General features: G+C 65.2%; 8 protein-coding genes. 6 read left to right on the top strand and 2 right to left on the bottom strand.

Annotated features, from left to right (window positions below; all coding sequences use genetic code 11):
* Positions 1–74: 74 nt before the first annotated feature.
* From D2N39_RS18315 to D2N39_RS23595, 4 genes are all read left to right on the top strand, one after another.
* Entirely contained in the window at positions 75–3,449 is a 3,375-nt protein-coding gene (locus D2N39_RS18315) for a beta strand repeat-containing protein (protein WP_158589869.1), read from the top strand.
* A gap of 105 nt (positions 3,450–3,554) precedes the next feature.
* Entirely contained in the window at positions 3,555–6,527 is a 2,973-nt protein-coding gene (locus D2N39_RS23585; RefSeq protein ID WP_158589870.1) for a calcium-binding protein, read from the top strand.
* 183 nt (positions 6,528–6,710) lie between these two features.
* Positions 6,711–8,243 carry a calcium-binding protein gene (locus tag D2N39_RS23590; protein ID WP_119136229.1) on the top strand — a complete coding sequence of 511 codons (1,533 nt, stop codon included), beginning with the start codon at positions 6,711–6,713 and terminating at the stop codon, positions 8,241–8,243.
* 298 nt (positions 8,244–8,541) lie between these two features.
* A complete protein-coding gene (locus D2N39_RS23595; protein WP_158589871.1) occupies positions 8,542–10,407 on the top strand; it encodes a calcium-binding protein in 1,866 nt (621 codons plus the stop codon).
* Positions 10,408–10,461: 54 nt separating this feature from the next.
* Here the strand turns inward: D2N39_RS23595 and glf are convergent, their stop codons facing one another.
* A complete protein-coding gene (gene glf / locus D2N39_RS18345) occupies positions 10,462–11,613 on the bottom strand; it encodes a UDP-galactopyranose mutase (RefSeq protein WP_119136231.1) in 1,152 nt (383 codons plus the stop codon).
* Between the two features lie 104 nt (positions 11,614–11,717).
* On the bottom strand, positions 11,718–12,701 hold the full coding sequence (gene galE, locus D2N39_RS18350; RefSeq protein ID WP_119136232.1) for a UDP-glucose 4-epimerase GalE: 984 nt from the start codon (positions 12,699–12,701) through the stop codon (positions 11,718–11,720).
* Positions 12,702–12,924: 223 nt separating this feature from the next.
* On the opposite strand from galE, the gene D2N39_RS18355 reads away from it, so the two are divergent.
* Both D2N39_RS18355 and D2N39_RS18360 read left to right on the top strand, forming a co-directional pair.
* Positions 12,925–14,043 (top strand): hypothetical protein, encoded by a 1,119-nt coding sequence (locus D2N39_RS18355; protein WP_119136233.1) that lies wholly within the window; start codon positions 12,925–12,927, stop codon positions 14,041–14,043.
* Between the two features lie 79 nt (positions 14,044–14,122).
* Positions 14,123–15,976, top strand: coding sequence for a glycosyl transferase (locus D2N39_RS18360; RefSeq protein ID WP_119136234.1), 1,854 nt, complete (start codon positions 14,123–14,125; stop codon positions 15,974–15,976).
* The last annotated feature ends 5 nt before the right edge of the window (positions 15,977–15,981 follow it).

The raw sequence follows: 15,981 nt of genomic DNA on the forward strand, positions 1-15,981 counted from the left end.
TAACCGCGGCTGCCCATCCCGTTTCCGATATTCTTCGTGTGCCGGGCTTGCCGCCAAATCATTGGATCACGCTCATGCCTCTTACTCCCGAAACCTGGCTTCCCGAAACCGTCGTCAACACCACGGTCAACAACATCCAGTCCGAACCCCGGATCATCCAGCTGACCAACGGCAACATGATCGTGGCCTGGACGTCGTCCGACGACACCGGCGTCGGCAGCCCGAACGGCACCGACATCATCGGCCAGATCCTCGATCCGTTCGGCGCCAAGATCGGTGCGGAATTCCGGCTGAACATCGCCTTCAACGTCGATGACGAGCGCGATTTCAGCCTCGCCGCATTGCCCGGCGGCGGTTTCATCGTGGCCTATGAGGATACGGATGCCAACGGCACCTCGATCCGGCTTCAGGAATTCAATGCCAGCGGCACCTCGGTCACGGCCTCCACCTCGGTCGTCAGTGACGGCTCCACCGCCGTTCCGAACTATTCCGACCCCGAGATCGCGGCCTCCAGCGATACTTCGGTGATGATCGCCTATACGGTGACCACCGGCGCGGGGGTCAGCAATGTCTCCTTCCGGATCTACAACCCCACCACGGATACCTATGGCGCGGAAACCATTGGAATGTCTGGTGCCGCGACCGGCAATGTCAAGATCGCCACGCTGACCAATGGCAATTATGTCCTTGTCGGTACGCGCAGCGATACCGACAATTCGCTGGTCTATCGCATCTTCAATGCGGCCGGCACCTCGGTGCTGGGCGCCAGCTTCGTGACCGGCACCGACAACAACGGCCAGAATGACCGCGAACCCGCGATCACCGCACTGACCGGCGGTGGTTTCGTCATCACCTATACCAATACCGACAGCAACGATACCGACGTCAACTTCCGCATCTACAGTGCGGTTGGCGTCCAGACGGGCAGCGGCACGGTCGCGGGCAGTGCCTTCACCGACAACAACAACCAGTCGAAGGTCGTGGCGCTGGAAGATGGCGGGTTCATCATCCTGTGGGACGATGACGAATCGGGCAATAATGCCGGGCGCGGCCAGCGGTTTTCCGCGACCGGCAGCCTTGTCGGGGCGGAATTTGTCTTCGACCCGTCCGATGGCAGCGTGGTGGATGCGATCCTGCTGGGGGACGGGCGCGTGGCGCTGGTCAAGCAAAGCGGCGAGATCGAGTTGCAGATCTTCGATACCCGCGACGGGGTGAACTCGCCCGCGGTCTACAGCCCCGACAGCCACCAGATCGGCACGGTGGGCAATGATACCTTCACCGCCGATTCCAGCGCCGATGTCGTGCATGCCTGGGATGGCAACGATGTCGTCACCGCGAATGGCATCGTCAAGACCTACTATCTGGGCGAGGGCAACGATTCCATCGTCGTCGTCTCGGCGGTCAATCTCGATGCCTATTACGGTGGCAACGGGATCGACACGATTTCCTGGACCAGCTCGGGCGTTTCCAACGCCACCTTCAACATGGGGGCCGGCACCGCCACGGTCGGCGCCAACACCGAAGTGATGGACGGGTTCGAGATCCTTTACGCCACCAACAATGCCGATACGATCATCGGGTCAAGCGGCGCAGACACGATCTATGGCGGCGACGGCAATGACACGGTCAGCGCCGGCTCCGGTGCCGATGTGGTTTCTGCGGGCACAGGCGACGATACGGTCAATGGTGAGGGCAGCAACGACACGATCAGCGGCAATGGCGGCAATGACGTGCTCTTCGGCGGCAGCGGCGACGACTCTCTTGTTGGTGGCGATGACAACGACACGCTTTACGGCGGCTTCAACACCGACACCCTTGACGGCGGCGCGGGCAACGACCGGTTCATCGTGCAGGTCGGCGAGTTCCTCGACCATGTCTATGGCGGCAGCGGCACCGATACGCTGGACAATTCGGCCTCCAGCGTCTCCGACGTGGATGGCGCGGTCATCAACATGGTGGCGCAGACACTGACCACCACATTCGCCTCGACCGCGGTTCTGGACATGCAGAGCATCGAGGTCTACCTCGACAATGACGGGTCGAACACCATCCATGACGGCGCGGGCAATACCACCCTGCGCGGCAATGGCGGCAATGATACCGTCTTCGGCAATACCGGGGTGGATGACATCAACCTTGGCGCGGGCGGCGACCGGATCTTCGTGCAGTCCAATGCGCTGGACGGCGATACGCTGGACGGCGGGACCGGAACCGACTGGCTGGACCTGTCGCTGCTGGGCACCGCTTTCGCCGCGGGCACGGTCGTCAACCTGACCAGCCAGAAGATCGTGAATGGCGGCAGCTCGGTCGGCATCCTGAACTTCGAGAATGTCACCGGCTCGGCCTTCGCCGACAATATTCTGGGCGACAGCGGCAATAACGAGGTCAATGCCGGGGGCGGCAACGACAATATCGGCGGCGCCGACGGCAATGACACGCTGCGCGGGGCCGATGGCGATGACACGCTGCGCGGCGGCGCAGGCAATGACAACATGAATGGCGGCGCCGGGATCGACACGGCCGATTATTCCGCCGCCTCGGCGCGGGTGGTGGTCGAACTGGGCATTTCGGGCGTGCCGCAGGTGATTTCGGCCACCGAAGGCTCGGATACGCTGGTGCTGATCGAGAATGTCCTCGGCGGTTCGGGCGGCGACCGCATCGTTGGCGATACCGTCGATAACACGCTGACCGGCAATGCTGGCAATGACAACCTGTTCGGCGTCGGCGGCAATGACACGCTGTTCGGTGGCACGGGGATTGACGGGCTTTACGGTGCCGATGGCGCGGACCAGCTGTTCGGCGGGGCCGACAATGACCGGCTGTTCGGTGGCGCGGGCAATGACACGCTGGACGGCGGCGCGGGTCTCGATTTCGCCGATTACCGCCCGGCGGCGGGCACCGGCGTCACCGTCAACCTGTCGATCGCCGGGGCGCAGGCCATCTCGGTCAGCGAAGGCTTCGATACCCTGGTGAATGTCGAGAACCTGTCGGGTTCGGGCTTCGGCGACACGCTGACCGGCAATGCGGGCGACAATGTGATCTACGGGATCGAGGGCAATGACACGATCTCGGGCGGTGGCGGGGTGGACCGGCTGATCGGCGGTCTGGGGCAGGATACGCTGACCGGCGGCGCCGGGGCGGATGTGTTCTTCTTCACCCGCGTCGCCGACAGCGACCTGATCTCGGGGCGCGACACGATCACCGATTTCGTCAGTGGCACCGACAAGCTCAACCTCGCCCAGATCGACGCCAATACCGGCCTCGCGGGGGATCAGGCCTTCACCTTCCTCGGCACCGGCGCCTTTACCAATGTCGCAGGGCAGCTGCGCCTTGCGGTATCCGGGGCCAACAGCTTCCTGCTGGGTGATACCGACGGCAACGGCACCGCCGATCTGAACGTGGCGCTGCTGGGCGTGACCTCCATCGTCGCGGGCGACATCATCCTCTGATCGAGGGCAGGCGCCCATGCCCGGCCCGGTTTTCCGGGCCGGGCTTCGCCGGTCAGATCCGTCCCTTTTCCTTTAACCTGAACCCCTTTTCCCCGGAGTATCGAAATGGCCGTGATTACCGTAACGACCGGCAATGATGTCGTCGGCAACGACGGGCTGACCAGCCTGCGCGAAGCCCTGACCATCGCGCAGGGATCCGCCGGAGCGGATACCGTCATCTTCGACGCTTCGCTGTCGGTGATCAACATCACCGCGCCCCTGACCATCGCCGCCGGAGAGGCCATCACGATCAACGGCGATACCAATGGCGATGGCCTTGCCGACATCATGCTCAACGGCAGCAGCGCCACGATCCTCGACATCACCAGCACCGCCAGCCTGACCCTGCAATCGCTGCGGCTGCAATCGGGCTGGAGCAACGGAACATATGGCGGCTATGGCGGCAGCGGCAGCCCCGGCAGCTATGGCAGTTATGGTGGTGGCCCCGGCGGCTATGGCGGCAACGGCACTCCCGGCGGCGATGGCGGATCGGCGGCCTTCATTCACAATGCCGGATCTCTGGTCATCGAAAAGTCGGAGATCACCAGCAACAGCGCCTGGGGCGGTTATGGCGGTAGCGGCGGCGGTGGCGGCGGCGGCGGGACCGGCGGCAACGGATATTACGGCTCTTATGGCGGCGGCGCAGGCGGTGACGGCGGTGCTGGTGGCAATGGCGGCAACGGGGCCGATGGCGGGACCGGCGGCAATGCCGCCATCATCCTGAACGATGCCGGCGCCTCGCTGAACCTGCGCGACACCATGATTGCCTATAACAACACGACCGCCGGCAACGGCGGCAACGGCGGCTGGGGCGGCTATGGCGGCAGCGGCGGCTCGGGCGGGGCAGGCGGCAGCGGAGCCTATTCCTATTATGGCTACGGCTACGGTGGTGGCTTTGGGCCGGGTGGCAATGGCGGCAATGGCGGCGATGGCGGCTACGGCGGTTCGGGCGGCAATGGTGGCAATGGCGGCAATGCCGCCACCATCCTGAACTATGGCACTTTGTCGGGCACCGGTGCTTTCCAGTATAACTATGCCGCTGCCGGAAACGGCGGCACCGCGGGCTATGGCGGCGGTGGCGGCAGCGGCGGCGGCGCCGGCTACGGCGGCTTCGGCACCCCCAGCGGCTATAACGGCACCCCCGGCACATCTGGCGGCAGTGGCAGCAACGGCAGTGCGGGCAGCAACGGGCAGGCGAGCGCGAACAGCCTGAACCTCGGGGCCGGATCGGGCAGCGTCACCGATGCCGATACGCTTTATTACATCCATTCCGCCACGCCCGGCGTCACCGAAACCGGCGGCGGATCAACGATCTACACCTTCTACATCAACCGCACCGGCATGGCCTCGGAAGCGGGCACGGTGTTCTGGCAACTGACGCCGACGCATCCCGGCCTTGTCGCCGCGGATTTCACCGGCGGCGTGCTGCCCTCGGGTTCGGTCAACTTCGCCGCCTATGGGGCCAACAGCATCCAGGTCACCTTCCAGATCGCCGATGACGCGCTGATCGAGCCGATCGAGACCTTCACCCTGCAACTGACCGGGATTTCCGATCCCTTCGGTGGCCCGACGCAGCAGCTGGGCACCAGCACATTGAACGGCTCCATCACGGATGGCGACACCGGCACCGCGCTGGTCAGCGTCTTCAACACATCCGCCAAGACCCAGCTTCTTTACAGCACGGGTCTGGGGCCGAACCCCTTCGGCCTTGCGATGCAGAATACCCAGGCCGGCAATGCTGTCGTCGTCAACGCCCCCGCCACGCTGGGCAATGTCGGCACCCATAACGTGATCCGCGACAATCTGACGGTCGAGGCCAATGGCCCCTTCGAGGCCGATTTCGTGCTGGGCGCCGGGGTGAGCCTTTTCACCATGACGGGCACCGCCGCCATGGATGCGACCGGCAACGCGGCCACGGTCTTCGGCAACAACGGCGCCAATGCCCTGACCGGCGGCGCCGGAGCCAATACGCTGAACGGGCTGGGGGCCGATGACACGCTGACCGGCAATGGCGGCAATGACATCCTGCGCGGCGGTGACGGCAATGACCTGCTGATCGGCGGCACTGGCAATGACACGCTGAACGGTGGCGCGGGCTTCGGCGATACCGCCGATTATTCGGCCGAGGCCGCACGGGTCGTGGTCGAACTGGGTATCGTCGGGGTCGGCCAGCTCGTTTCGGCCACGGCGGGCACCGATACGCTGGTCGATATCGAGAATGTCCGGGGCGGCGCGGGCAATGACCGCATCGTCGGCAGCACCGCAAACAATGTGCTGGCGGGCAATGCCGGGGCCGACAACCTGTTCGGGGTGGATGGCAGCGATGTGCTTTATGGCGGCGACAGCAATGACGGGCTTTATGGCGGCGCCGGCAATGACCAGATCTTCGGCATGAATGACAATGACCGGCTGTTCGGCGGCGCGGGCAATGACACGCTGGACGGCGGCGCGGGTGTCGATTTCGCCGATTACCGCCCGGCGGCGGGCACCGGCGTCAATGTCAACCTGTCGATCGCCGGGTCGCAACTTGTTTCCGCCAGCGAAGGCTTCGATACCCTGGTGAACATCGAGAACCTGTCGGGTTCGGGCTTCGGCGACACGCTGACCGGCAATGCGGGCGACAATGTGATCTACGGGATCGAGGGCAATGACACGATCTCGGGCGGCGGCGGTGTGGACCGGCTGATCGGCGGTCTGGGGCAGGATACGCTGACCGGCGGCGCCGGGGCGGATGTGTTCTTCTTCACCCGTGTCGCCGACAGCGACCTGATCTCGGGGCGCGACACGATCACCGATTTCGTCAGCGGCACCGACAAGCTCAACCTCGCCCAGATCGACGCCAATACCGGCGTCGCGGGGGATCAGGCTTTCACCTTCCTCGGCACCGGCGCCTTTACCGGCGTCGCGGGACAGCTGCGCCTTGCGGTATCCGGGGCCAACAGCTTCCTGCTGGGTGATACCGATGGCAACGGCACCGCCGATCTGAACGTGGCGCTGCTGGGCGTGACCTCCATCGTCGCGGGCGACATCATCCTCTGACCCCGGCACGCCCCGTGCGGAACCGGGAAAAACGGGCGGTCCTGCGGGACCGCCCGTTGCATTTGGGGCCATGACGGACTGACAGGGGCGCCTGCATCTGCTATTTTCTGCCTGCCCGTTTCGGGCCTGTTCCGTATGACCCGTTCACTTTTTCGCCGGATATGATTTTCAGGAGGAATACCTATGGCAACCGTCACTTATACGGGGCTGGCCCCGCTTTCGGCACAATCCTGGGCCGGATGGACCGCCGAGACATGGCTGGCCGGCATCTCGCCCTATGTCGTGTTCAACGGGGTCGGCTACGAGGTCGTGCCGGTCTATGACGCCCAGCTTGCCGTGCTTCAGACCGGGCCCCTTGCCGGCTATCTGGTGCGCTTCACCGGGGACAGTTCGCTGTCCATCGCCGGGGATTTCAGCCAGACCAATCCGGTGCCGTTTTCCGGCACCATCACCGGCATCGAAATCTATGACCGCTACGAAAACCTGCTGACCTTCGACGACCCGAACAACCAGATCCTGACCTCCAGCTATCAGCCATGGGACGGGCAGCTGGTGGCCGAGGTCAGCGGCCTGTCGATGGATTCCGCCGCGCTTGATGCCGCACCGAACCTGGCGGCGGCGCTGCTGGCGGGGCTGGCGGGCGGGCATGACCTCGTGACCGGCAGCGGCCAGAACGACCTGCTGGAAGGCTTTGCCGGCAATGACACGCTGCGGGGCGGGGCGGGCAATGACACGCTGCGCGGTGGCGCCGGGCTGGACAACATGAATGGCGGTGCCGGGATCGACACGGCGGACTATTCCGCCGCCACCACGCGGGTGGTGGTCGAGCTGCAATTCCAGGGCGCCCCGCAGATGGTTTCGGCCAGCGAGGGGCTCGATACGCTGGCCGATATTGAAAACGTGTCCGGGGGCGCGGCTGGCGACCGCATCGTCGGCAAGCAGGACAGCAATGTGCTGACCGGCAATGGCGGCAATGACAACCTGTTCGGGGTCGGCGGCAATGACACGCTGTTCGGCGGCGCGGGCAATGACGGGCTTTACGGTGCCGATGGCGCGGACCAGCTGTTCGGCGGGGCCGACAATGACCGGCTGTTCGGTGGCGCGGGCAATGACACGCTGGACGGCGGCGCGGGTCTCGATTTCGCCGATTACCGCCCGGCGGCGCTGGCCGTGCAGGTCAGCCTGGCAATCGCCGGGGCGCAATTCGTCTCCAGCGCCGATGCAAGCGACACGCTGATCAATATCGAGAACCTGTCGGGATCGATCCGGAACGACACGCTGACCGGCAATGCGGGCGACAATGTGATCTACGGGATCGAGGGCAATGACACGATCTCGGGCGGCGGCGGTGTGGACCGGCTGATCGGCGGTCTGGGGCAGGATACGCTGACCGGCGGCGCCGGGGCGGATGTGTTCTTCTTCACCCGTGTCGCCGACAGCGACCTGATCTCGGGGCGCGACACGATCACCGATTTCGTCAGCGGCACCGACAAGCTCAACCTCGCCCAGATCGACGCCAATAGCGGCCTCGCGGGGGATCAGGCCTTCACCTTCCTCGGCACCGGCGCCTTTACCGGCGTCGTGGGGCAGTTGCGCCTTGCGGTATCCGGGGCCAACAGCTTCCTGCTGGGTGATACCGACGGCAACGGCACCGCCGATCTGAACGTGGCGCTGCTGGGCGTGACCTCCATCGTCGCGGGCGACATCATCCTCTGACATCTGCTTTTGCGAAACATGTGCCCCGGCGCCGACAGCCCTGTCGGCGCCGGGCTGCGTTCAGGCCGCGCGTGACACGATCCTGTCTGCCCGGAAATTGCCACTTCCGTTCCCAAAGAGCGCAAAGTTTCGACACTTTTCTGACGCAAATCTCGCCAAGATTGAAAAGACGCGTCTGTAATACATCTTTAAAAGCCCGCCATGCTTCCCATGGTTGAGGGCCTTGATGCGCATACCCGTGTGTAATCGGTTTTTTGCAAGTGCTCACGACCAATCGCATATTTCCGGGAAAACACCCATGACCATCACTTCGAATGTAACGAATATCTATGCTTTCGACGGCACCCTGCTCGACATCACGACGGGGGGCATTATCAGTGCCAGCCTGATCAATGTCTCGGGCGGGCCGAACAGTGGCAGCTTCATCGACAACAACGGCCAGCTGACAACGGATGACAACGGGATCACCACGTTTGCCCTCGGCGGCGGCAGTGGTGCGGCGATCACCTATCTCGGCTCCGGCACCATCCAGACGCTGACCCTGCTCGGCATCCCGCTGCTCAGCAGGCCGGTGGCCGCTTTCCAGGTCGGCGGGCAGATCTATCTTTATGCCCCCGACGGCCTGCCCCTGCTGAGCGGGGTTCTGGTCGATCTGACCATCGACGCGGATGCCCCCTTCACCCTGCCCGCCACCAGCAATGGCGTGGTCGAAGGGCTGGATACCGCCGAGGGGATGGCGATCGGGTATACCGACCTGCAAGGGGACCAGATCACCAGCGGCGCGAATACGGTCTTCGGCAATGGCGGCAATGACACGATCAGCGGCGGCAGTGCGACGGATGCGCTTTATGGCGGCACCGGCGACGACCAGATCCTCGTGCGATCCAATGCGCTGGACGGCGATACGCTGGACGGCGGCGCCGGAACCGACTGGCTGGACCTGTCGCAACTGGGCACCGCTTTCGCCGCGGGCACGATCGTCAATATGGCCAGCCAGCAGATCGTGAATGGCGGCAGTTCGGTCGGTATCGTGAACTTCGAGAATGTCACCGGCTCGGACTTTTCCGACAATATTCTGGGTGACGCCGGAAATAACGAGATCAATGCCGGGACGGGCAACGACAATCTGGTCGGCGGCGCAGGCAATGATACGCTGCGCGGGGACGATGGCGACGACACGCTGCGCGGCGGTCTGGGGGACGACACCCTGACCGGCGGCGCCGGGACCGACACCGCCGATTATTCCGCCGCCACGGCGCGGGTGGTGGTCGAACTGGGCATTTCGGGCGTGCCGCAGGTGATTTCGGCCACCGAAGGTTCGGACACGCTGCTGCAGATCGAGAATATCCTTGGCGGCGCGGGCGGCGACCGGCTGGTCGGCAATGCCGGCACCAATGTGCTGACCGGCAATGCCGGGGCCGACAACCTGTTCGGCGTCGGCGGCAATGACACGCTGTTCGGTGGCGCGGGGGTTGACGGGCTTTACGGCGCCGATGGCGCGGACCAGCTGTTCGGCGGCGAAGACAATGACCGGCTGTTCGGCGGTGCGGGCGACGACACGCTGGACGGCGGGGACGGTCTCGATTTCGCCGATTACCGCCCGGCGGCAAACAGCGGCATCACCGTGGATCTGTCGATCACCGGGGCACAGGCCATCTCGGCCAGCGAGGGGTTCGATACCCTGGTGAATGTCGAGAACCTGTCGGGTTCGGGCTTCGGCGACACGCTGACCGGCAATGCGGACGACAATGTGATCTACGGGATCGAGGGCAATGACACGATCTCGGGCGGCGGCGGGGTGGACCGGCTGATCGGCGGTCTGGGGCAGGATACGCTGACCGGCGGCGCCGGGGCGGATGTGTTCTTCTTCACCCGTGCGGCCGACAGCGACCTGATCTCGGGCCGCGACACGATCACCGATTTCGTCAGCGGCACCGACAGGATCAACCTTGGCCATATGGATGCCGACAGCGGCACAGCGGGGGATCAGGAATTCACCTTCCTCGGCACCGCCGCCTTCACCGGCGTCGCGGGGCAGTTGCGCCTTGCAGTATCCGGGGCCAACAGCTTCCTGCTGGGCGATACCGATGGCGACGGGAACGCCGATCTGAACGTGGCGCTGCTGGGGGTGACCTCCGTCGTCGTGGGCGACTTCATCCTCTGAGCGACGGCAGACGCGCCCATGCCCGGCCCGGTTTTCCGGGCCGGGCTTCGCCGGTCAGAGCGGGTTCACCGTGAAGGCAGGCATGGGTTCGCCGGTCTCCAGCGTGGCCAGATAGCGGCGGCCGCAATCCAGCGCCTCGCGGATGGTCACATCCATGTCGAGGTAACGATAGGTGCCCAGACGGCCGACGAAGGTGACATTGGCCTCGGCCTCGGCCTTGGCGACATATTCGGCCAGCAGGGTTTTCTCGGCCACCTGACGGATCGGGTAATAGGGGATGTCATCGGGCCCGCAGGCCCGCGAGAATTCCTTGTAAAGCACCGATCCTTCGTGGCTTTCCCAGGGGGCGAAATGCTTGTGCTCGGTGATGCGGGTATAGGGCACATCGACATCGCCGTAGTTCATCACGGCGCAGCCCTGATAATCGCCCCTGTAATCGAAGCGTTCGAAATCCAGCGTGCGATAGCCCAGACGGCCCAGATCGAAGCCGAACCAGCCGTCGATCGGGCCGGAATAGAACACATGGTCATAACCCGCCGCCTGATCGCGGCTGACCGGGGTATTCAGCGTGACGGTGATATTGGCGTGATCGAGGATGCGTCCGATCATCGCGCTATAGCCGTTTTCCGGCATGCCCTGGAATTTGTGGAAGAAGTAATTGTCGTCGTAATTGAACCGCACCGGCAGCCGCTTCAGGATCGAGGCGGGCAGATCGGAAGGCGAGCACCCCCATTGCTTGATCGTATAGCCCTTGAAGAAGGCCTCATAAAGCTCGGGGCCGACGAAGCGCAGCGCCTGTTCCTCGAAGGTTTGCGGGTCAGAGATCGAGGTATCGGCCTTGCTTTCCAGAAACACCCGGGCCTCGTCGGGGCGGAGCGTCTGGCCGAAGAACTGGTTGATCGTGTGCAGGTTCACCGGCAGCGAATAGACCGCCCCCTGCGAGGTGGTCTTCACCCGGTTCTTGTAGGGCAGGAAAGTCTCGAACCCGTTCACATAGTCCCAGACCTCGGCATCGTCGGTATGGAAGATATGGGGGCCATAGACATGGACCATCACCCCGGTATCGGCATCGCGCTCGGTATGGCAGTTGCCGCCGATATGGCCGCGCGCATCCAGCACGGTGACGCGATGGCCCGCCTCGGCCAGCATCCGGCCGATCACCGCGCCGGACAACCCGGCCCCCACCATCAGGCAATGTTTCGTCATGGCAATATCCTTACCCTGCCCGGCCGTGCCGGTGCCGTTCCGTAACCCCGCGCCGCCCCTAGCATGTCCGGGGCGCGGGGGAAACCGGGGTCACTTCGGCCCCGTCACTTCGTATAGCCGGGTCCCTGCGCCCAGCCCCAGGCATCGCCGATCATCTGCCGCAGGGTGGAATGCACGGGCTCCCAGCCCAGTTCCTCGATGGCGCGGGCCGAACCCGAAACCAGCGCCACCGCATCGCCCGCGCGGCGCGCGCCCTCGATGATCGGCACCTCGCGGTTGGTGACGGCGCGGCTGGCCTCGATCACCTCGCGCACGGTGAATCCGGTGCCGGTGCCAAGGTTGAAGACCCGGTTGCCCTTGCCCTCCAGCAGCCATTGCAGGCCCAGCACATGCGCCTGCACCAGATCCATCACATGCACATAATCGCGCACGCAGGTGCCGTCGCGGGTGGGATAGTCGCTGCCAAAGACCGTCAGCGCCGGGCGCTTGCCCGCCACCGCATCCAGCATCAGCGGGATCAGATGGGTTTCCGGCACATGCTGTTCGCCGATCTCGCCCTCGGGGTCACACCCGGCGACGTTGAAATAGCGGAAGATCACATGGTTCAGCCCGTGGCTTTCACCGAAATTGACCAGCATGTCCTCGATGGCGCGTTTCGAGGCGCCATAGGAATTGATCGGCTTCTGCACCGAGTTTTCATCCAGAAGCACCCCGTCCTGATCGCCATAGGTGGCGCAGGTCGAGGAGAAGACGAAATTCCTGCATCCTGCGGCCAGCGCGCCCTCGATCAGGTTCAGCGCACCCATGACATTGACGCGCCAGTATTTGCCGGGGTCTTTCATGCTTTCGCCCACAAGGCTCAGCGCCGCGAAATGCAGAACCGCCACCGGGCGATATTGCACGAAAGCCGCATCGACATCGGCGCGGTTCATCAGATCGCCCCTGAAGAAGGGGCCGAATTTCACCGCCTCCTCCCAGCCGGTGTTCAGATTGTCGAAGGTGACGGGGGTGAAGCCCGCCGCCTTCAGAACCTTGCAGGCATGGGCCCCGATATAGCCCGCGCCGCCCGTCACCAGAACCGTCTGCATCCGCCTTGCCGCCATTGCTGTCGCCTCCCCGCCCGGAGGAGCGCCGTTCCCCCTTCTATGGGCCAGGGCAGGGGCGAAAGGCAACAGCGGCAGGCGAAACAGCGCAAGCCGCGCTTTACCTCTGGGCGGCAGGCCAGTAATCAGGGCGCCGAACCCCGTGGCCCTTGCCCGGCCGCATCTCAGGGCCGCGTCCCGGCCCCGGCCTCTCAGGATCGCGCCGCGCATGAAATTCGTCTGCCACATCGGCCATCACAAGACCGGCACCACCTCGCTTCAGGTCTTCCTGTCGCAGAATGCCATCGCCCTGCTGAAGGCGGGCATCCTTTACCCTTCGGTGGAAAGCCAGGGTGCGGCGCTGATGCTGGCCCGCGCGCTTGGCGGCGACAGCGCCGATGTGCTGCCGATCAACATGCGCGAGGCGCATAACGCGCTGGCCTTCCGCATGCTGGCCGATACGCTGCCGAACTGGAAGGTTCCGCAATATCACCGCGAACTGCCGCATTCCAACCAGATGCTGATCTCGATGCGCAACCAGATCATGGCGCTGATGCCCGATACGGTGGTGCTCTGCTCCGAGGTCATGTCGCATTTCGGCATCGCCGCGCCCCAGCTCATCGACCGGCTGCGCACGGTGGCGGGCGAGGCGGAGACACAGCTTTACTGCACCCTGCGGCGGCCCGACGAACATCTGATGTCCTGGCATGGCCAGCAGCTGCGCTTCGGCCAGTCGCCCGCCCTGCTGTCGGACCCGGACAAGGGCGTCAACCTGAAGGCGCTGCATTTCGATTATCGCGGCGTGCTGGAACCCTGGATCGCGCGGCTGCCGCAGGCGAAGATCCAGATCACCCCCTATGCCGAGCTGATGGCAGCGGGCGGATCGGTGCAGCATTTCATCGACCATGCCGGCATCGCCTTCCCCGAGGGCCTGCTGGAAGCGCGCACGATGAACGTGAGCTTCCCCGCCGCCACCTTCACCCTGCTGCGCGAGGCCAACCGCGCCCTGCCGCGCCCCGCCTCGCTGGCGCTGGCGCATGAGATCGCCACCCTGACCGAGGGGCTGGAAATGCCATCGCAGAAGGATGTCGAATTCTTCGGCCCCGCTCAGCGCGCCCGCATGATGGAGGCCTTCCGCCCGATCCACGACTGGCTGTCGCAGACCACCGGGCGCGAGGCCTTCTTCCCCGATCTGGAGGCGATGGCCGAGTGTCGCCCGCTGACCGAAGCCGAGGCGCTGCACCGCGTTCTGGACCAGATCACCCCCGAACATCTGGCCCGGCTGAGCCACCCGGAAGCCCGCGGTTTCGTCGCGGGCCTGCGCGAGACCCATCGCGCCCAGCCCTGAGCCGCCCCGTCCGACACCCGTCCGGGGCCGGCCCCGGACCCCGCGCGCCCGATCGCCGCGCCCTGCCCCGGAGCCCGCCATGCAAGACGCAACCGCCCTTTCCGCCCCTGTCCCGGCCGCCAGCCCTGCCCCCGCCCCTGTCGTCCTGCAATCGCTGCTCTGGCCCGAGGCGGGCTTTTCCTCGGAACGCGATCTCTATCTGCGGCTGGAAGGTCCGGCCTTCTGGACCGATGACACGAATGAGGTGTCTTTCGGCCCGGCGGGCGAATTGCGTTTCGATACCGCCTTCAACCTGTTCAACCTCGGGAAATGGCGGCGGTCCTGCGCGCTGGACCAGATCGGGCTGCGGCTGCATGGCGCGGGGCGGTTCGAACTCGCGGTGTTTCAGGCCCTGCCGGGGCGGTCCTGGGAACGGCTGGTCAACCGCATCGTGACGCTGGAGCCCGGCCTGCCGCTGGATCTGGCGTTGGCGCCGGTGGAAGATCCGCTGGGCAGCGTGCTGTGGTTCACCCTGAAGGCGCTGGACGCGGGCCGCTTCTCGGGGGCCGACTGGATCACCCCGCAGCAGCCGCTGCGACAGCCCGATCTGGTGATCGCCGTCACCACCTTCCGGCGCGAGGTGGCGGTGCGGGCCAGCGTGGCGCGGTTCGAGGACTTCATGCGCGCAACCCCCCTCGCGCCCTATCTGCACATGGTGGTGGTCGATAACGGTCAAAGCGCCGAAATCCCCGCCTCGGCCCATGTGACGCCGGTGCCGAACGAGAACCTCGGCGGGGCGGGCGGCTTTGCCCGCGGCCTGCTGGAGGCCGAGGCCCGCGGCGCCAGCCATTGCCTGTTCATGGATGACGATGCCTCGGTCCATATGGCGGCGCTGGAACGGACATGGATGTTCCTCGCCTATGCCACCGATCCGGCGACGGCGGTGGCGGCGGGGCTTCTGTCGGCGCGGCACCGCTGGGCGATGTGGGAAAACGGCGCGCTGTTCGACCGGGTCTGCCGGCCGCAATTCATGGGCACCGACCTGCGCGACATCTTCCAGACCGTCGAGATGGAGATGGAATCGACCCCGCGCAATGCGCCGAACTTCTATGGCGGCTGGTGGTTCTTCGCCTTCCCGCTGGCTTCGGCGCAGTATCGGCCCTTCCCCTTCTTCGTGCGCGGCGACGATGTGAGCTTCAGCCTCGCCAATACTTTCGACATCGTGACCCTGCCGGGCGTCGTCTCCAGCCAGGAGGCGGATTTCTCGGACAAGGAAAGCCCGCTGACCGTCTATCTGGATCTGCGCAGCCATCTGGTGCATCACCTGTCGCTGCCATCGATGGAGATCGGCCGCATCGGGCTGGTGAAGCTTCTGGCCTTCTTCTTCCTGCGCAGCCTGATCCAGATGCATTACGAAACCATCGCGGCCCAGAGCCTTGCCGTGCAGGATGTGATGCGCGGCCCGGATTTCTTTGCCGCCAACGCCGATATGGCGCAGCGCCGCGCCGATCTGGCCGCGCTGCGCAAGGTCGAGGCCTGGCATGCACCCGAAGGGCCGCTGCCCGCCCCGCGCAAGAGGCTGAACCCCGAAAACCCGCTGGTGCGGCTGGCGATGAAAGCCACGCTGAACGGACATCTGCTGCCCTTCTTCGGCCTGTTCGGCAACCGGCTGGTCCTGAAAACCGGCGAGCGCGGCGCCATCCGCCGGGTCTGGGGTGCGGCTGCGGTCACCTGCCGCAACGATGCCGGGCAGATCTATACCGTGCGCCATTCCAAGCTGGCGGCGCTGCGGGCAACCGGGGTCTTCCTGCGCGACCTGCTGCGCCTGATGCTGCGCTATCCGGCGCTGCGGGCCGAATGGCGGCAGGGCTACGAGCGGCTGGCCAGCACCGGCTTCTGGCGTGGCCGTCTGGGGCTGGATGCGCCCGCGGAAACCGGCGCCCCCCGGCCCTGATCCCG

Source organism: Gemmobacter lutimaris (assembly GCF_003570715.1).
Classification (GTDB): Bacteria; Pseudomonadota; Alphaproteobacteria; order Rhodobacterales; family Rhodobacteraceae; genus Gemmobacter; species Gemmobacter lutimaris.